18 protein-coding genes and 1 riboswitch are annotated in these 18,451 nt (G+C 65.8%); of the genes, 14 read left to right on the top strand and 4 right to left on the bottom strand.

Translation table 11 applies throughout. From position 1 onward, the window contains the following. The first annotated feature begins 197 nt into the window (after window positions 1-197). From WN72_RS41665 to WN72_RS41645, 5 genes are all read left to right on the top strand, one after another. Window positions 198-1,280: a branched-chain amino acid aminotransferase gene (locus WN72_RS41665; protein ID WP_092215399.1), complete on the top strand. Its 1,083-nt coding sequence runs from the start codon at window positions 198-200 to the stop codon at window positions 1,278-1,280. Window positions 1,281-1,415: 135 nt separating this feature from the next. Continuing rightward, window positions 1,416-1,940 carry a YegJ family protein gene (locus tag WN72_RS41660; protein ID WP_092215289.1) on the top strand — a complete coding sequence of 175 codons (525 nt, stop codon included), beginning with the start codon at window positions 1,416-1,418 and terminating at the stop codon, window positions 1,938-1,940. 210 nt (window positions 1,941-2,150) lie between these two features. Then, window positions 2,151-3,671, top strand: a complete 1,521-nt coding sequence (gene hisS / locus WN72_RS41655) for a histidine--tRNA ligase (protein WP_027563034.1) — start codon at window positions 2,151-2,153, stop codon at window positions 3,669-3,671. Window positions 3,672-3,786: 115 nt separating this feature from the next. After that, window positions 3,787-3,990, top strand: a complete 204-nt coding sequence (locus tag WN72_RS41650) for a tautomerase family protein (RefSeq protein WP_008144861.1) — start codon at window positions 3,787-3,789, stop codon at window positions 3,988-3,990. Window positions 3,991-4,195: 205 nt separating this feature from the next. After that, entirely contained in the window at window positions 4,196-4,588 is a 393-nt protein-coding gene (locus WN72_RS41645; protein ID WP_092215287.1) for a thioesterase family protein, read from the top strand. A gap of 116 nt (window positions 4,589-4,704) precedes the next feature. Here the strand turns inward: WN72_RS41645 and proC are convergent, their stop codons facing one another. Both proC and WN72_RS41635 read right to left on the bottom strand, forming a co-directional pair. After that, window positions 4,705-5,529: a pyrroline-5-carboxylate reductase gene (proC, locus tag WN72_RS41640; protein ID WP_092215285.1), complete on the bottom strand. Its 825-nt coding sequence runs from the start codon at window positions 5,527-5,529 to the stop codon at window positions 4,705-4,707. Window positions 5,530-5,702: 173 nt separating this feature from the next. Continuing rightward, entirely contained in the window at window positions 5,703-6,203 is a 501-nt protein-coding gene (locus WN72_RS41635) for a type III secretion system chaperone family protein (RefSeq protein ID WP_027563031.1), read from the bottom strand. A gap of 403 nt (window positions 6,204-6,606) precedes the next feature. Beyond that, window positions 6,607-6,765: riboswitch (FMN riboswitch) on the top strand. Window positions 6,766-6,839: 74 nt separating this feature from the next. On the opposite strand from WN72_RS41635, the gene WN72_RS41630 reads away from it, so the two are divergent. The 9 genes from WN72_RS41630 to WN72_RS41590 all read left to right on the top strand — a co-directional run bounded on the left by WN72_RS41630 (window position 6,840) and on the right by WN72_RS41590 (window position 16,423). Further along, window positions 6,840-7,397 carry a 6,7-dimethyl-8-ribityllumazine synthase gene (locus WN72_RS41630; protein WP_092215283.1) on the top strand — a complete coding sequence of 186 codons (558 nt, stop codon included), beginning with the start codon at window positions 6,840-6,842 and terminating at the stop codon, window positions 7,395-7,397. A 305-nt stretch (window positions 7,398-7,702) separates the two neighbouring features. Beyond that, a complete protein-coding gene (locus WN72_RS41625; protein WP_092215281.1) occupies window positions 7,703-8,893 on the top strand; it encodes an MHYT domain-containing protein in 1,191 nt (396 codons plus the stop codon). A 349-nt stretch (window positions 8,894-9,242) separates the two neighbouring features. Then, window positions 9,243-10,106, top strand: coding sequence for an FAD binding domain-containing protein (locus WN72_RS41620; protein WP_092215279.1), 864 nt, complete (start codon window positions 9,243-9,245; stop codon window positions 10,104-10,106). A gap of 12 nt (window positions 10,107-10,118) precedes the next feature. Next, entirely contained in the window at window positions 10,119-10,619 is a 501-nt protein-coding gene (locus WN72_RS41615) for a (2Fe-2S)-binding protein (protein ID WP_027563027.1), read from the top strand. Next, on the top strand, window positions 10,616-13,036 hold the full coding sequence (locus WN72_RS41610) for an aerobic carbon-monoxide dehydrogenase large subunit (RefSeq protein ID WP_027563026.1): 2,421 nt from the start codon (window positions 10,616-10,618) through the stop codon (window positions 13,034-13,036). The genes WN72_RS41615 and WN72_RS41610 overlap by 4 nt, the downstream gene beginning before the upstream one ends. Before the next feature lie 2 nt (window positions 13,037-13,038). Continuing rightward, complete coding sequence (locus tag WN72_RS41605) at window positions 13,039-13,905, top strand: AAA family ATPase (RefSeq protein ID WP_027563025.1); 867 nt, start codon at window positions 13,039-13,041, stop codon at window positions 13,903-13,905. Next, the gene (locus WN72_RS41600) at window positions 13,902-15,110 is read left to right on the top strand and encodes a vWA domain-containing protein (protein ID WP_092215277.1); all 1,209 of its coding nucleotides are present in this window, start codon (window positions 13,902-13,904) and stop codon (window positions 15,108-15,110) included. Before WN72_RS41605 ends, WN72_RS41600 begins: the two co-directional genes overlap by 4 nt. 11 nt (window positions 15,111-15,121) lie before the next feature. Further along, window positions 15,122-15,958, top strand: a complete 837-nt coding sequence (locus WN72_RS41595; protein WP_092215275.1) for an XdhC family protein — start codon at window positions 15,122-15,124, stop codon at window positions 15,956-15,958. Between the two features lie 6 nt (window positions 15,959-15,964). Next, window positions 15,965-16,423 carry an SRPBCC family protein gene (locus tag WN72_RS41590; protein WP_092215273.1) on the top strand — a complete coding sequence of 153 codons (459 nt, stop codon included), beginning with the start codon at window positions 15,965-15,967 and terminating at the stop codon, window positions 16,421-16,423. 132 nt (window positions 16,424-16,555) lie between these two features. On the opposite strand, the gene WN72_RS41585 is transcribed toward WN72_RS41590, so the two are convergent. After that, a complete protein-coding gene (locus tag WN72_RS41585; protein ID WP_167380762.1) occupies window positions 16,556-17,509 on the bottom strand; it encodes a ribose-phosphate pyrophosphokinase in 954 nt (317 codons plus the stop codon). 194 nt (window positions 17,510-17,703) lie between these two features. Further along, window positions 17,704-18,321: a hypothetical protein gene (locus tag WN72_RS41580; protein WP_092215269.1), complete on the bottom strand. Its 618-nt coding sequence runs from the start codon at window positions 18,319-18,321 to the stop codon at window positions 17,704-17,706. Window positions 18,322-18,451: the final 130 nt, after the last annotated feature.

Below are 18,451 nucleotides of genomic sequence, written 5' to 3'. Positions count from 1 at the left end.
GTCGAGCGGCATTTCGGCAAAACATACTGGACTTCCGCCTTCCGCAAAAGCATGTCCTCGGCGACATGCTGGCCACGGAAACCGGCCGTAACATGGCTGGCGGCGGTCCGGCCAGTAACCCAATCAAGCCAGCCGGGCCCGGAAGCGGGCAGGCGGGCGCCAAAGCAGCGCCGCGACCGGCAGCGGGAGGCAAGGACATGAGCATGAAATTCGACATCCAGCCCGCATCCAATCCCACGCCAGAGAAGGACCGCGTCGCCAAGCTGGTGGACCCCGGCTTCGGGCGGGTCTTCACCGATCATATGGCTGTGGTCCGCTACAACCAGGCCAAGGGCGGCTGGTACGAGGCGAAGATCGAGGCGCGCGCCAACTTCCAGCTCGATCCGGCCGGCGCCGTGCTGCACTACGCCCAGGAAATTTTCGAGGGCCTCAAGGCCTACAAGCGCGACGACGGCGGCGTGAACCTGTTCCGTCCCGACGCCAATGCGCGCCGTTTCAAGGACTCCGCCGATCGCATGGCGATGGCGCAGCTGCCTGAGGACGTCTTCATCGAAGCGGTCGAGCAGGTCGTGCGCATCGACCGCGCCTGGATGCCGGGCGGCGAGGGCAGCCTTTACCTGCGTCCCTTCATGATCGCGAGCGAGACCTTCCTCGGCGTCAAGCCGTCGTCCGAATACATCTTCGCGGTGATCGCTTCGCCTGTTGGATCCTACTTCAAGGGCGGACCCGCGCCGGTCTCGATCTGGGTCTCGGAGAATTACACGCGCGCCGCCATCGGCGGCACCGGCGCCGTCAAGTGCGGCGGCAATTATGCCGCGAGCCTGCGCGCCCAGGCCGAAGCGATCCAGCACGGCTGCGATCAGGTCGTCTTCCTCGACGCGGTCGAGCGCCGCTACATCGAGGAGCTTGGCGGCATGAACGTGTTCTTCGTGTTCGACGACGGCTCGCTTTCGACGCCGCCGCTCGGCACCATCCTGCCCGGCATCACCCGTGACTCCATCATCAAGCTCGCCCGCGATGCCGGCAAGACCGTGCGCGAGGAGTCGTACTCGCTCGACCAGTGGCGCAAGGATGCGGCCTCGGGCCGCCTGAAGGAAGCGTTCGCCTGCGGCACCGCAGCCGTGATCTCGCCGATCGGCAAGGTGCGCTCGGTGAGCGGCGATTTCGAGATCTCGGGCGGCGCCGCCGGCCCCGTCGCCATGGGCCTGCGCAAGCAGCTCATCGACATCCAGTACGGCCGCACCAACGATCCGCACAACTGGATCCGCAAGGTGTCGTGAGACCAAGTTGCGCGTTCCCCTCTCTCGCGCGGGAGAGGGGAAATGCGCAAGGTTTGTGGCTTATTGCGCACTGAACGTGCTGCTGCCGACAAGCGACAAAGCCAGGACACAACAAGCATCCTGGACATCGCGATCATGGCAACAAAACTCTCCCAGCCGCTGAAGTGGGCCGTTCTCGCCGCCATCACCGGCGTCTCCGTGTTCGGCATCCTCACCATCGGACCCACGCCGGAAGTCGTCGCGCAAGACCGCTCGCCGATCGTCGACGTGCGCACCACCGACCCCGAGATGAACGCCGCGATCGCGCGCGCCCGCGGCACGCTGCCGACGTTCTGGGCCTCTTATGACGCGCCAAAATCGTCCGAGACCGGCCATTCCCTGAAAGTACGCTTTTCGACCCGCAAGGGCGGGGAGCACATCTGGATCGCGGAGGTGAAGAAGCTGCCGAACGGGGCCTATTCGGGTTTCTTCGCCAACGAGCCGCGCGACCTGCCCGGCAAGCACGCGGGCGACGCGGTCAAGTTCGCGGAAGCCGACATCTCGGACTGGATGTTCATGCGCAACGGCAAGATCGTCGGCGGCGAAACCATCAAGCCGACACTGAAGTCGCTACCGAAGGCGGATGCCGATGCGCTGAGGGCGCGGATGGAGCAGCCGTAAGTCTCTTCCCCTCTCCCCGCTTGCGGGGAGAGGGCAGGGTGAGGGCGGTGGCAGTTGGACTCGCGGAGAGTCCCCCTCACCCGGAATCCGCGCGTTCCGCGCGCATTCCGACCTCTCCCCGCAAGCGGGGAGAGGTGAAAAGGCGCCGTTTGCGGGTTGTAGGCCAACGTTGTAAGTCAACGTTGACTTATCTAGCTTGCAACGAACGACATGGCCGAGAAACCCAAAAAACCCCAGAAACTGAAGGCGCGCCTGCCGCGCGGGCTCGAGGATCGCGATCCCGCCGCGATCCGGGCGACGCGCGAGATGGTCGAGAAGATTCGCGCCGTCTACGAGCTCTACGGTTTCGAGCCGGTGGAGACGCCGGCGATGGAATACACCGACGCGCTCGGCAAGTTCCTGCCCGACCAGGACCGCCCGAACGAGGGCGTGTTCTCGTTCCAGGACGACGACGAGCAGTGGATCTCGCTGCGCTACGATCTGACCGCACCGCTCGCGCGCTATGTCGGCGAGCGCTACGGCACCGATGGTCTCGTCCTGCCCTATCGCAGCTACCGCGTCGGCTACGTGTTCCGCAACGAGAAGCCCGGCCCCGGCCGCTTCCGCCAGTTCATGCAGTTCGACGCCGACACCGTCGGCTCGGCGACGCCGGCGGCGGATGCCGAGATCTGTATGATGGCCGCTGATACGATGGAGGCGCTCGGCATTGCGCGCGGCTCCTATGTCGTGAAGGTCAACAACCGCAAGGTGCTCGACGGCGTTCTGGAAGCCATCGGCCTCGGCGGCGACGAGAACGCCGCACGCCGCCTGACCGTGCTACGCGCGATCGACAAGCTCGACAAGTTCTCCGCCGACGAAGTGCGCAAGCTGCTTGGTCCCGGACGATGGGATGGCGGTGAGGAAGGCAAGGGCGACTTCACCAAGGGCGCCAATTTGAGTGAGGCAGAAGCCGACGTCGTTCTCGCCATCACCAAGCCGCGCGACGATTGGAAAGAGGCGATTGCCGCGGCGGAAACCTACCTCGCCAAGAGCCAAGTCGGCCAGGCCGGCGTCAGCGAGCTGGAAGAGATTGCGAAGCTGGTGACGGCGTCGGGGTACGGCGCCGATCGCATCAAGATCGATCCCTCCGTCGTGCGCGGCCTCGAATATTACACCGGCCCCGTTTACGAGGTTGAACTGTTGCTGGAGACCAAGGACGAGAAGGGCCGCCCGGTGCGGTTCGGCTCGGTCGGTGGCGGTGGTCGCTACGACGGCCTCGTCTCGCGCTTCCGCGGTGAGCCGGTGCCGGCAACCGGTTTCTCGATCGGGGTGTCGCGTCTGCAGGCTGCGCTGACCTTGCTCGGCAAGCTCGACACGCGGCCCGAATTCGGCCCCGTCGTCGTCACCGTGTTCGACCGCGACCGCGTCGCCGACTATCAGAAGATGGTGGCATCCTTGCGCACAGCGGGCATCCGCGCCGAGCTCTATCTCGGCAATCCCAAGAACATGGGCAACCAGCTCAAATATGCCGATCGCCGCAACAGCCCCTGCGTGATCATCCAGGGCTCGGATGAGAAGGCGCGCGGCGAGCTGCAGATCAAGGATCTGATCGAAGGCGCGAAAGCCGCCGCCGCGATCGCCTCCAACCAGGAATGGCGCGAGACGCGGCCGGCGCAGTTCTCGTGCAGCGAGGCCGATCTCGTTTCAAAAGTGCGCGAGGTCCTCGCGCGCCATGACGTAAAGTGGGGATAGCCATTCCGGCAGGCCGTCATGCCCGGGCTTGTCCCGGGCATCCACGTCTTGTTTGATGCGCACCTTCATGAACGGCCGGGGTGCGCCCGGTCATCGCGACAGCAGGGAGAAGACAATGCCTGAGATCACCGTCAGCATGGCCGAGGGCCGCACCGACGAGCAGAAGGCCGGCATGATGCGCGACATCACCCAGGCGCTGGTGAAGAATCTCGGCGTCGACGCCGATGCCGTCGTCATCCAGATCAACGAAGCCCCGCTCCGCCACAAGATGAAGGGCGGCAAGACCTTCGTGGAGCGCGCGGCGGCGGCGAAGAAATAGCCACTGCTCGTTCGGCAAATACAGGTGTCGTCCCCGCCTAGTGCGCAATTGCGCACGGGCGCGGGGACCCATAACCACAGGAAGTGGTTATCTGGCGAGCTGGTAACTCCGAGTCATCGCCAAACTCGATCCTGTGGTTATGGGTCCCGGATCGGCGCGCGCTTTAGGCGCGCTTGTCCGGGACGACACTGTGTATGAGGCCCCCATGGACGCACGCGACTTCATCAAGGTCGGCATGAGCGCCGAGCGCACGCTGGTGGTGCCGGCCGAGCGCACGGTCGGGCATTTCGTGCCGGGCATGCCGATGGTCTATGCGACGCCCATGATGATCCTGGAGATGGAGATGACGTCGGGCGATGCGATCCGCGTCGCGCTCCAGCCGGGCTGGGTCACGGTCGGCACCGAGGTCGATATCCGTCATCTCGCTGCGGCGCTGGTCGGCGCGACTGTGCGAACCACGGCCAAGGTCGTCGCGGTCGAGCGCCGCGTCATCCGCTTCGAGGTCGAGGCGTTCGAAGGCGCGCGCAAGCTCGGCGAGGGACGTCACGCGCGCGGGCTCGTCAATGTCGCGATGTTCAACAAGCGGCTCGGAGCGTAGCCCGGATCTCGTAGGGTGGGCAAAGGCGCGAAGCGCCGTGCCCACCATTCCTCCGTGATGGATACAGATCGTGGGCACGCTTCGCTTTGCCCACCCTACGGCACTACGGCACCGTCCTACTTCGCCAATTCCTTCGACCGCTGCGTCGCCGCCGCGATGGCGCGGATCATCAGTTCGCGCAAGCCCGGCTCGCCCATCAGCACGCCGAGCGCCGCGGCGGTGGTGCCGCCGGGCGAGGTCACGTTCTGGCGCAACGTTGCGGACGGGAGCTCCGACTGGTGCAGCAGCTCGCCGGAGCCGGCGACCGTCTCGCGGGCAAGCTTCGTCGCCAGCGCTTCGGGCAATCCGGCTTCGACCCCGGCGCGCGCGAGCTCTTCGGCGAGCAGGAACACATAGGCCGGGCCCGAGCCGGACACGGCCGTCACCGCGTCCATCAGGCCTTCATCCTCGACCCATTCGACCGAGCCGGTGGCGCGCAGCAGCGCGTCGGCGACGGCGCGCTGAGCGGCGCTGACATTCTTCGCTGCAACCGCCACGGTGATGCCGCGGCCGATTGCGGCCGGCGTGTTCGGCATTGCGCGCACCACGGCGCCGCCGATGACCTCTTCGAGCGAGGCGATCGTGGTTCCCGCCATGATCGAGACCACCGAGGTCTTGCCGGACACGAACGCTTTCAGCCTGGCGCCGGCCTCGCGGAACATCTGCGGCTTCACCGCGACGACCATGGTCTCGACGGTGCCTGCCGCCGTGACATCGGGATTGAGCGCGACGCCTTTTGCGGCCAGCGCGGTGATCTCGGGCGAGATGAACGGATCGACCACCGCGACGCGGCGCGGGTCGAGCCCGCCGGCAAGCCATCCGGTCAGCATCGCGCCGCCCATCTTGCCGGCGCCGGCGAGCAGGATGGTGCCGGTGATGTTTTGGAGAGTGCTGTTTGCCACTGCGATCACCCAAGCAAAAGGTGTCGTCCCTGCGAACGCAGGGACCCATAACCACAGGCGGTTCTAATGGATCGAGATGTTGGCAACAAGCCGCGTGCCACAAGGGATATCACGCGGTATGGGCCCGGCGTTCGCCGACGACGGAGGAGGGAGGTGCGGCTCCCTCACGAAGCCTACGCCTCGCCCACCGTGTCGAACATCGCTGCGTCCATGGCCTGCGCGGTGGTCTTACCGGCCCACACCACGAACTGGAACGCCGGGAAGTAGCGCTCGCAGGCATGGATGGCGCCGGCGAGCATGGCCTCGCATTGCGCGGTCGAGGCGGTGAGGCCGCCCGGCAGCACCAGCGCCTGGCGATGCATGATCATGCCGGTGTTGGTCCACAGGTCGAAATGGCCGATCCATAATTGCTCGTTGACCGCGGCGACGAGCCGCTGCACCTCGCCCCGGCGCGCGAGCGGAATCTTCATGTCGAACGCGCAGGCCAGATGCAGCGCCTCGATCTCGCCCATCCAGGTGAACGAGATCTGGTAGTCGGTCCATTGTCCCTTGGAGACAATGGTGAGTTCGTCCTCGCCGGAGCGTTCGAACGGCCAGTTGTTGCTGGCAGCGATATCCTCGACCACCGCGAGCGGGTGATTTCGGGAATCGATATTGCCTTCGAGCAGGGACATGCCGTCTCGACCTCTTACCTTCTTGTTGTCTTTGATACGCACGCGGTTGGGTCCGGCGCGCGCTCCCTAAACGTCGTCGATCCCGGGAGTCGCTTTCGCGATCTAGGATCGGCGCGGCCTGTCGCGGATCAACTGATGTGATTTGCGGAATCTGCGCAACTGGCTGCCGAGTCCGTCCACAAGCCAGGACTCCTTCGTCCACAGCTCATCTCTTGGCCACAATTCTTAACGACGAGAACAAACCGGAATCGGATTCCCTGAAAGCGCCAATCGTTAATTCCGCCGCGCGAGGGCCGGACCGCCATCGCGGCATGGGACCATGCGGTTTTCCCATGCGGAACACGCTTGCTGCGGCCCCGAACCGGCGTCATATTTCCTTTTAGGTCGCTCAATCCCGAGCGGCCGATGTTCTCAGGGCGGGGTGAAAGTCCCCACCGGCGGTAAGGGCCGAAAGGCCTAAGCCCGCGAGCGCCTTCCGCGAGGGTTATCCCGAAGGGAAGGGTCAGCAGATTCGGTGCAACTCCGAAGCCGACGGTCAAAGTCCGGATGAAAGAGAACGGTCGGTGGCAGACGCATCGCAAGGTGCGGCTGTTTGTCGTTCCGTGTGCCCTGATTCTGGTCCTTTGAAGGAAAGCCATGAATCAGATGTTGCAAGATCCCCAAACCGAAACGTCCGAAGCTACCCAACCGCCGGTTCCATCGAACCCGGTGACGGAGCATCCGCGCTTTGCCAAGCCGCAGCGGGTGGCCTTCGTGCAGGCCTGCTGGCACCGCGACGTGGTCGCGGAGGCCCGCATCGCCTTCATGAAGGAGGCCGAGGCGCGCCACCTCACCCATGTCGACGTGTTCGAGGTGCCGGGCTCGTTCGAGATCCCGCTGCACGCGCAGATCCTCGCCAAGACGCGGCGCTACACCGCGATCGTCGCGGCCGGCCTCGTCGTCGACGGCGGCATCTATCGCCACGAGTTCGTCGCCGACACCGTGATCAAGGCGCTGATGGACGTGCAGCTGCGCACCGAGGTGCCGGTGTTCTCGGCGGTGCTGACGCCGCAGCAATTCCACGAGACCGAGGTGCACTACGATTTCTTCCGCCGGCACTTCGCCATCAAGGGCGTCGAGGTCGCGGCGGCCTGTGCGGAGACATTGCTCGGCCTCGAGCGCCTGCGCGGTCAGGTCGCAGCGGGGATTGTGTAGGGACGCAACGAGTCGCGCTTCTCATCCCGAGGAGCGCGACCCGTCACCCCCGCGCAATGGCGAAGCCATTGTCGCTGGAGGTGCTCGCCTCTTCGGCGAGCCTCGAAGGGCGACGGCCCGGCTGCATCGGGGGCCGTGCATCCGTCGAGGCTCCCCGTGAAGCGCTGTGCGCTTCACGGCTCGCACCTCAGGATGACGGATGAAACAGCCCCTCACACGCCGCTGATTGTCAATCCCGCCGCCGTCCCTGTAAGGTCGGCGGCGGGAGGAGGCCGTGCCGTGGAGACGGGGCGGCTGGCAAGATCATGTTCGAAGGACACGATCCCTATCTCGTCGCGCTCTCTGTGGCGATCGCGAGCCTGGGTGGCTATACCGGCTTTGCGCTTGCGGCTCGCATCCGCAACACGCCCGGCGTCAGCAACCGCGTGATGCTCGCGGGCGCGGCGGCGTTCCTGGCCGTCGGCATCTGGACCATGCATTTCGTCGGCATGCTGGCCGCGCCGCTGCCGCCCGACACGGTCTATCTGGTCCTTCCCACCATCATCTCCTTCCTGATCTGCGCGCTGGTGGTCGGCATCTCCTTGTTCTTCGTCTCGATCGGTGAGCCCAGCTTGAAGCGGGTGGCCTCATCCGCGGTCCTGCTCGGCGTCGGTATCGCCAGCATGCACTATGTCGGCATTCATGGGCTCGCCGGGTCGTTCGGCATCGTGCACAACCCGGCGATGGTGATGCTGTCGATCCTGGTCGCAATCGTCACCGCCTATGGCGGTCTGCGTGCCTTTCTGGCGCAGCAGGAGGGCGTCCGGCTGATTGTCAGCTCGATCGCATTCGGCATTGCCGTCTCCGGCATGCACTACACCGCGATGCTGGGCATGCATTTCGAGCCGCTGACCGGTCCTGCCCATCACCATCTCGGCGGCGGCCTTGCCGCGTCGCAGCAGATATTGTCGATCGTCGTGGCCGTGCTGTGCTTCGTGATCGCTGCCGGCTTCCTGCTCTCGCTGGTGCCGGATCGGCGGCAGACGGCAGCCTCTCCGGTGGCAGATTCGGTTTCGCCGCCGGTCGCTCCCGCCGAGCCGGTTATTTCGGCGGTGGCGCTGCGGCCAATGGGGCCACTCGGCGGCCTCGGCCAGCCGCCCCGCGCGCCGGCGCCGCGACTGCCAGTCGAGGGCGCCGACGGCACCCATTTCATCGACACCGCCAATATCCGCAGCGTCCGCGCGGATGCGCACTACACCCGCGTCCATGACGGCACCCGCGAGCGGATGTGCCCCTGGTCGATCTCGGAAGCGGAAGCCCAGCTCGATCCCTCGCTGTTCCTGCGGGTGCACCGCAGCCATATCGTCGCAATCCCCCATGTCGCGCTGGTCCGCAAAGAGGGTGACGGTGCCGTGCTCGAGCTCGATGGCCCCTCGCCGCACCGGGTGCCGGTCAGCCGGGCCAAGATCGCCGAGGTGAAGGCCCGGCTGGGGCTGGCGAACCGGCGGCAGGCGTAGAAGTCAGGAGGCGAGCTCTCTCGCTCCCTCGCCCCGCTTGCTCTTACTTCGCCCTCTCCCCGTTCTTACGGGGAGAGGGTTGGGGTGAGGGGCCTCTCTCCACAGATGAGATCTTCGATAGACCTGTACCCCCTCACCCGGATTGCATCTTGCGATGCAATCCGACCTCTCCCCGCAGGCGGGGAGAGGTGAAGGGTCTCTCCCCCTGACGCAATTCGTGCTCTTCCACCCGCAATTCGTGCAAAAAGCCCGCCTTTGTGCCGCTCATGTTGCGGCTCGCCCCGCCGGGAGTGACCGTCCGTCCCAACGTCCGCGCCGTCACGCGCAGAGACGATCATGGGAGGAGACGATGATCCCGGGCTCATTCAGCTATTACCGGCCGGCGAGTGTCGCCGACGCCGTCAAACTTCTATCCGATCTCGGCGAGGACGCGCGGCCGCTGGCCGGCGGGCACAGCCTGGTGCCGATGATGAAGCTTCGGCTTGCCACCCCCGCCCATCTGATCGATCTGCACGGCATCGCCGCCCTCAAGGGCATCCGCCACGACGGCAACAATCTCGTCATCGGCGCGATGACCACCCAGCATGAGCTGCTGGCCTCCGACGAGGTCGCCAAGGCGATGCCGATCCTGCATGAGGCTGCGCTTTTGATCGCCGACCCGCAGGTGCGCTACCGCGGCACGATCGGCGGCAATGTCGCCAACGGCGATCCCGGCAACGACATGCCGGCCCTGATGATGACGCTGGGCGCGACCTACCGCCTCGAAGGCGCCGGCGGCGCCCGCGACGTGGCGGCGGCCGATTTCTACCAGGGCGCCTATTTCACCGCGCTGGAGCCCGGCGAGATCCTCACTTCCGTCTCGGTGCCCGTGCCTCCGGCCGGCCACGGCTACGCCTACGAAAAGCTCAAGCGCAAGGTCGGCGACTACGCCACCGCGGCGGCCGCCGTCGTCCTCACCGTGTCCGGCGGCAAGGTCGCGACCTGTTCGATCGGCCTCACCAATGTTCACGAGACGCCGTTGCTGGCTGTCGATGCCGCCAAGGCGGTGATCGGCACCAGCCTCGATGCCGCGACCTTGAAGAAAGCCGCTACGGCAGCCGAAGCGATCATGGCGCCGGCCGCGGATGCGCGCGGGCCGATCGAATACAGAAAGCATGTCGGCGGCATCATGGTGACGCGGGCGCTGCAGCGCGCAGCAAGCCGAGCGAAATAAGGGAGGGGACCGATGGCCAAAACACATGTGACCATGAAGGTGAACGGCGCCGAAGTCGAAGGCCTCGTCGAGCCGCGCACGCTGCTGGTGCACTTCATCCGCGAGAATCTCGGGATGACCGGCACCCATATCGGCTGCGAGACCACGCATTGCGGCGCCTGCACCGTCGATATCGACGGCATGTCCGTCAAATCCTGCACGATGTTCGCGGTGCAGGCGCAAGGAAGCGACATCACCACGATCGAAGGCATGGCCAATGCCGACGGCACGCTGTCGGCGCTTCAGGAAGGTTTCCGCATGATGCACGGCCTGCAATGCGGCTTCTGCACGCCCGGCATGATCATGCGCGCGCATCGGCTGCTGAAGGAAAACGCCTCGCCGAGCGAGCAGGAAATCCGGATGGGCATCTCCGGCAATATCTGCCGCTGCACCGGCTACCAGAACATCGTCAAAGCCATTCAATACGCCAGCGCCAAGATCAACGGCGTGGAATTCCGGGAGGCCGCAGAATGAACGACATGACTCCCACGCGGGAACAACGCGAAGCCGCACTCGAAGGCATGGGCTGCAAGCGCAAGCGTGTCGAGGACATCCGCTTCACGCAAGGCAAGGGCAATTACGTCGACGACGTCAAGCTGCCGGGCATGCTGCATGGCGACTTCGTCCGCTCGCCGCATCCGCACGCGCGCGTCAAGAAGATCGACGACAGCGAGGCGCTGAAGGTGCCGGGCGTGCTCGCGGTGATCACCGCCGAGACGCTGAAGACCGTCAACCTCGCCTGGATGCCGACGCTTGCCGGCGACGTTCAGATGGTGCTCGCCGACGGCAAGGTGCTGTTCCAGAACCAGGAGGTCGCTTTCGTCGTCGCCACCGACCGCTACGCGGCCGATGACGGCATCAACAAGGTCGTGGTCGAATACGAGCCGTTGCCGCCGCTGGTCGATCCCTTCAAGTCGATGGATCAGGATGCGCCGGTGCTGCGCGAGGACCTCGCCGGCAAGACCTCGGGCGCGCACGGCCCGCGCAAGCATCACAACCACATCTTCGAGTGGACGGTTGGCGACAAGGAGCTGACCGACGCGGCCTTCAACAAGGCCGAGGTCAAGATCAAGGAGATGATCTCCTACCACCGCACCCATCCGTCGCCGCTGGAGACCTGCCAGTGCGTCTGCTCCTTCGACAAGATCAAGGGCGAGCTGACGATCTACGGCACCTTCCAGGCGCCGCATGTGATCCGCACCGTGGTGGCGCTGATCGCGAAGCTGCCGGAGCAGAAGATTCACGTCATCGCGCCCGATATCGGCGGCGGCTTCGGCAACAAGGTCGGCGCCTATCCCGGCTATATTTGCGCGGCCGTGGCCTCCATCGTGACAGGCAAGCCGGTGAAATGGGTCGAGGACCGCATCGAGAACCTCACTGCGACCTCGTTCGCGCGCGATTATCACATGACCACCGAGATCGCCGCGACGAAGGAGGGCAAAGTCACGGGGCTTCGTGTCCACGTGCTCGCCGATCACGGCGCGTTCGATGCCTGCGCCGACCCGTCGAAATGGCCGGCCGGCTTCTTCAACATCGTCACCGGCTCCTATGACTTCCCGACCGCGCATCTGGCGGTGGACGGCGTCTATACCAACAAGGCGCCCGGCGGCGTCGCCTACCGTTGCTCGTTCCGCGTCACGGAGGCCGCCTATTGCATCGAGCGCGCCATGGATATCCTGGCGCAGAAGCTCAACATGGACCCGGCGGAGCTGCGGCTGAAGAACTTCATCAAGACGGAGCAGTTCCCGTATCACTCGGCGCTGGGCTGGGAATACGATTCCGGCGACTACCACACCGCCATGCGCAAGATGATGGAGACGACCGGCTACGCCGCGCTCCGGAAGGAGCAGGCGGAGAAGCGCGCGGCGTTCGCGCGCGGCGAGACCCGCGAGATCATGGGCCTGGGGGTCTCCTTCTTCACCGAGATCGTCGGCGCCGGGCCGTCGAAAAACTGCGACATCCTCGGCATCGCGATGTTCGACTCCTGCGAGATCCGCTTGCACCCGACCGGTGCGGGCATCGCGCGCATGGGCACCAAGAGCCAGGGCCAGGGTCACGAGACCACCTGGGCCCAGATCATCGCGACCGAGATCGGCATTCCCGCCGACAACATCATGGTGGAGGAGGGCAACACCGACACCGCGCCCTACGGGCTCGGCACCTATGGCTCGCGCTCGACGCCGGTGGCGGGCGCCGCGATCGCGATGGCTGCGCGAAAAATCAAGGCCAAGGCGCAGATGATCGCGGCCTACAAGCTCGAGGTCCATGAGGACGATCTCGAATTCGACATCGACGGTTTCCGGGTGAAGGGTCTGCCGGAAAAATTCATGTCGATGAAGGATATCTGCTGGGCAGCGTACAACTCGGTGCCGCCGGGCATGGAGCCGGGGCTGGAAGCGGTCAGCTATTACGATCCGCCCAACATGACCTATCCATTCGGCGCGTATCTCTGCGTGATGGACATCGACGTCGACACCGGCGTGTACAAGATCCGGCGCTTCTACGCGCTCGACGATTGCGGCACCCGCATCAACCCGATGATCATCGAGGGACAGGTGCATGGCGGCCTCACCGAAGCCTTCGCCATCGCAATGGGCCAGGAGATCCGCTACGACGAGGCCGGCAACGTCGTCACCGGCTCGTTCATGGACTTCTTCATGCCGACCGCGGTGGAGACCCCGCATTGGGAAACCGATTTCACCGTCACCCCGTCGCCGCATCACCCGATCGGCGCCAAGGGCGTCGGCGAAAGCCCGAATGTCGGCGGCGTGCCGGCCTTCTCCAACGCCGTGAATGATGCGTTCTCGTTCCTGGGCTCGACGCACATCCAGATGCCGCACGATTTCTGGCGCAACTGGAAGGCGGCGAAGGATCTGGGCGCGGTGGCGTAACGATGAAAGGCCGTGACGAGATCGCACAAGCCTTGGCTGCATCGGGCTACATCGCCGATGCGGACCTCGCGACTGCGATCTCGCTGATGCAATTGCTGCGGCGTCCGCTGCTGCTCGAAGGCGAGGCGGGCGTCGGCAAGACCGAGGTGGCGAAGGCGCTGGCAAAGGTGCACGCGACCGAGCTGATCCGCCTGCAATGCTACGAAGGGCTCGACCAGTCCGCCGCACTTTACGAGTGGAACTACCAGCGCCAGCTGCTGGCGATCCAGGCCCATCGCGGCAGCGACAGCATCGAGGACCAGGTGTTCTCGGAAAAATACCTGCTGGAGCGCCCGCTGCTCGCCGCGATCCGCCGCGCCCAGGCGCCGGTGCTGCTGATCGACGAGATCGACCGTGCCGACGACGAGTTCGAGGCTTTCCTGCTCGAGCTTCTGTCCGACTTTCAGGTCTCGATCCCCGAGCTCGGCACCATCCCCGCCATCACGATCCCGCATGTCGTGCTGACCTCGAACGGCACGCGCGAACTGTCGGACGCGCTGCGCCGGCGCTGTCTCTACCACTACGTCGACTATCCCGACGTCGATCGCGAGACCCGGATCATCCTGGCGCGCGTCGCGGGTGCGAGCCCATCGCTCTCGCTCCAGATCGCACGCATGGTCGAGGGCGTGCGCAAGGAGGAGCTGCGCAAAGTCCCGGGCGTCGCGGAGACGCTGGACTGGGCCGCAGCCCTCGTCGGGCTCGACGTCCGCGACCTCCACGACGCGCCGGAGACCGTGCACGAAACGATGGTCTGCTTGCTCAAGACCCAGGAGGACCGTGCCCGTGTCACGGGCGAGGTCACGCAACGCCTGCTGGGGAAGGTTGCATGAGCTGCTGCGGCTCCAGTCCCGGCTATGACGACCTCGACGAGGTCTCGCGCTTCGTGTCCGCGAGGCTTGCCGCCTTCCTGCGCACGCTGCGCGACGCCGGCTTTCGCATCGGGCTCGCCGAAGGGCAGGATGCGGCGACGCTGATGGCGGCGGGTTATGCCGCCCGGCCGAACCTTCTGCGCGCGGCGTTCAAGCACCTGTTCTCGGCGCGCAAATGCGATTGGGACAAGTTCGACGGGCTGTTCGATGCGTTCTGGCTGGGCAAGCGCGTGCGCTCGCGCTCCCGGACGATTGGTTCGACGCCGGGCATCAGTAATCCCTCGTTGAAGAGCCTGCAGGACAGGTCGGCGGAGCAGGGCGGCAGCCAATCCGTCACCGATCAGCTTCCCTCCTCCGACGATGCGCCGGAAGGCCGCTTCGGCGAGGGCCGCATGGAAGGTGCCTCGCGCGCGGACAATCTTGCCGAGGTCGATTTCAGGAAGCTCAGCGATCCCGATCAAGTCGCGCAAGCGCATGAGGCCGCAGCGCAGCTCGCCAAAGCGATGCGAACGCGCCTGACCCGGCGCGATCTGGCGCGACGACGCGGTTACCGGCTCGACCTCCGGCGCACCATCCATCGCAACATCAGCCACGGCGGGGTGCCGATCAGCCTCGTCAAGCGTCGGCGCAAGGACAAGCCGCTGCGGCTGGTCGTGCTGCTCGATGCCTCGGGCTCGATGAGCATGTACACGTCAGTGTTCCTGCGCTTCATCCACGGTGTGCTCGACCAGTTCCGCGAGGCCGAGGCGTTCCTGTTCCACACGCGGCTCGCTCATGTCTCCGACGCGATGAAGGAGAAGGACGCCGGCCGCGCGCTCGACCGGCTCTCGATCATGGCGCAGGGCGCCGGCGGCGGCACCAGGATCGGCGAGTCCCTGCAGACCTTCAACCGCTGGCACGCTGCCCGCGTGATCCATTCGCGCAGCTGCGTGATGATCGTCTCCGACGGCTACGAGACCGGTGACGCAGCCTTGCTCGGACGAGAAATGGCGGCGTTGCACCGGCGCTGCCGCCGCATCGTCTGGCTCAACCCGATGATGGCCTGGGAGGGCTATGCGCCCGAGGCGCGCGGCATCAAGGCGGCCCTGCCGCATGTCGATCTCTATGCCCCCGCCAATTCGCTGAACAGCCTGCGTGCGCTCGAGCCTTATCTGGCAAAACTCTGAGGGATGTTGCGATGACCGCCCCTATCGAAGTGCTGGATCTCGTCGCGCAGATGAAGGCCGCGGAGCGTGCCTTCGTGCTCGCGACGGTGGTGCGGACGGTGTCGGTGACCGCGGCGAAGGCTGGCGCCAAGGCGATCATTGCGGCCGACGGCACCATCGTCGCGGGTTGGATCGGCGGCGGCTGTGCCAGGGGCGCGGTGCTGAAGGCGGCCCGCGAGGCGCTCGCCGACGGCGTGCCTCGCATGGTCTCGGTGCAGCCCGAAAACCTGCTGGCCGAGCTCGGCGTCAGCGCCGGCGAGAGCCGCGACGGCATCCGCTTTGCCAGCAATATGTGCCCGAGCAAGGGCACCATGGACATCTTCGTGGAGCCGGTGCTGCCGCATCCCTCGCTGGTCATTCTCGGTGCAAGCCCCGTAGCGCTGTCTCTTGCGGCGCAGGCGCGCGTGCTTGGCTATCACGTCACGCTCGCGGCGCCTGCTGCGGAGCTCGCGGCGCCGCCGGATGCCGATGCGATCATCGACGGCTACCAGCTCGGCGAGCTCAACGATGCCAAACGCTTCGTCGTGGTCTCGACGCAGGGCAAGGGTGATGAAGCGGCGCTCCGCGCGGCGGTCGCGACCAAAGCCGACTATCACGCCTTCGTCGGTAGCCGTCGCAAGATGGCTTCGCTGCGCGCAAAACTCCTTGCCGAAGGCGCCAGCGCCGCTGCGATCGATGACTTCAAGGCGCCTGCCGGGCTCGATCTCGGCGCCATCACGCCGGAGGAGATCGCGATGTCGATCCTCGCCGAGATCACCAGGGAACGGCGGCGCGGCCAGCGCGCCAGTCAAGCAGCAAGCAGAGAGTGACCGATCATGCAGATGAACGACAGCCAGCGTATTCCTGCCTCGCGTGAACAGGTGTGGGTGGCGCTGAACGATCCCGCTGTGCTGAAGCAGTGCATTCCCGGCTGCCAGTCGCTCGACGTGACCGCGCCGAACGAGATGACGGCGACGGTGGTGTTCAAGGTCGGTCCGGTGAAAGCGACCTTCAGCGGCAAGGTGACGCTGTCCGATCTCGATCCGCCCAACGCCTATCGCATCTCGGGCGAGGGCTCCGGCGGCGTCGCCGGTTTTGCCAAGGGCGGCGCGGTGGTGCGGCTGGAATCCGAGAGCGCCGAGGTCACGGTGCTGCACTACGAGGTCGACGCGCAGATCGGCGGCAAGCTCGCCCAGCTAGGGGCGCGGCTGATCAACTCGACCGCGACGAAGCTCGCCGGGGAGTTCTTCAAGTCGTTTGCCGACGTGGTGAGCGCGAAGGCCGAGGCAGGCTAGCTCTCGTAGCTCTTGCAGGGTGGGCAAAGCGCAAGCGTGCCCACGATCTCATCCCAATAAGAAGGTGGGCACGGCGCTATGCGCCTTTGCCCACCCTACGATTTCGCCGCCAGCGGTGAGAGCCGAAAACGATCAGTCGAACAGGCTCGACACCGACTCTTCCGCCGCGGTGCGCGCGATGGCGTCGGAGATCAGGCTGCCGATCGGCAGCGTGCGGATGTTCGGCGCCTTGGTCACCGCGTCGGTCGGCAGGATCGAGTCGGTGATCACGAGCTCCTTCAGCTTGGAGCCCGCGATGCGGGCGGCCGCGCCGCCGGAGAGCACGCCATGGGTGATGTAGGCGTAGACGTCCTTGGCACCCTTGGCGATCAGCGCGTCGGCCGCGTTCACCAGCGTGCCGCCGGAGTCCACGATGTCGTCGACGAGGATACAGGTGTAGCCGGCGACGTCGCCGATCACGTTCATGACCTCGGATTCGCCCGGACGCTCACGGCGCTTGTCGACGATGGCGAGCGGGGTGTTGATGCGCTTGGCGAGGCCGCGCGCGCGCGCCACGCCGCCGACGTCGGGCGAGATCACCATCACCTTGGAGAGATCGAACTTCTCCTTGATGTCGCGCACCATCAGCGGCGCCGCGTAGAGATTGTCGGTCGGGATATCGAAGAAGCCCTGGATCTGGCCGGCATGGAGGTCGAGCGTCATGACGCGGTCGACGCCGGCCTGCGTGATCAGATTGGCGACGAGCTTTGCCGAGATCGGCGTGCGCGAACCCGACTTGCGATCCTGCCTTGCGTAGCCGAAATAGGGCAGCACCGCGGTGATGCGGCGCGCCGAGGAACGGCGCAGCGCGTCGGTGATGATCAAGAGCTCCATCAGATGGTCGTTGGCCGGGAACGAGGTCGACTGGATGATGAAGGCATCCGAGCCGCGGACGTTCTCCTGGATCTCGACGAAGATCTCCATGTCGGCGAAGCGCCGGACCACCGCCTTGGTCAGCGGCAGGTCGAGGCCCTGCGCGATGGCCTGGGCGAGAGCCGGATTGGAGTTGCCGGCGACAAGCTTGATGGAGCCGTTCTTGGCCGACATGGACGCTTCCTCCCGCGCTTTGCTGGATACGACGTTCAACATCAGAGAATACCCACTGGGAGCACGGTTACGACGAGCGAGCAAATATCAGGCCGAAGCGTGCAATGGCAACCCGGGATGCTACGTTTTCCCTTCGAAAATCCTGAGTCGGGCCAACGGCTTGGCGGCAAACTGAGCCCGTGGTTTAGCGGGGGTTATTGCGCGGCATAGCCGAGCGCCGAGACCGGCATCTCAGGCGCGGGCGCGGCCGGAACGGCGCTCGCCACCGCTGGTCCCCGCAAGCCGGGAGCGGCGCCCGGGGCATCCGGCGTCCCGTTGATCATGTTGGAAAGTCCGCTGAATCCGGCCTGGGCGATCTTCCGCAGCACGAGGTCGTCGGCCGCAGTCCAAGGATCGCGGCCGCCCTTGGCGGAGGTAGGTTCCTCGCCGGAGAGGCGCAGCGCCCGCTGCTGGTTGGCGTCGTAGACGTCCCAGACCCAGGCGATCACGGTCTTGCCGCGGACGACCTGGGCGGAGAGGTAGCTGCGCACACGGTAGGCGGCCGTCCCCTCGCGGGAGACCACGGACAGGCTGCGCAGCTTGGATTCGCTGTCGAGCACGCCGACCATGCGGTCGAAAACCTGTGGCGGCGGCCCGTCGATCGATTCGAAGGCCACCGTCGCTCCTGACCCGGTGCTCGGCGCCATCGCGTAGGAGTTGGCCGCACTGCCGCCGCCACCGGCGCAGCCGCCAAGCGCGGTCGCCGCTGCCAGCAGCATGACCGCCAGCACGCGCGAACCCGCGCGGCCCAAGATGAATGACGCATCCCTCATTATGGAGGGCAGCGATATCGTTAAAATGCATTAACGTCTAGGGCAGAGGCGACACAGACCACTGTCGTCGCGCCTGTCCACCGTCATTCCGGGGCGATGCGCAAGCATCGAACCCGGAATCTCGAGATTC

Origin of the sequence: Bradyrhizobium arachidis (genome assembly GCF_015291705.1) — a bacterium.
GTDB classification, from domain to species: domain Bacteria; phylum Pseudomonadota; class Alphaproteobacteria; order Rhizobiales; family Xanthobacteraceae; genus Bradyrhizobium; species Bradyrhizobium arachidis.
Note: the sequence above shows the minus strand (reverse complement) of the source record. Positions and strands in the feature narration are given on the sequence as shown.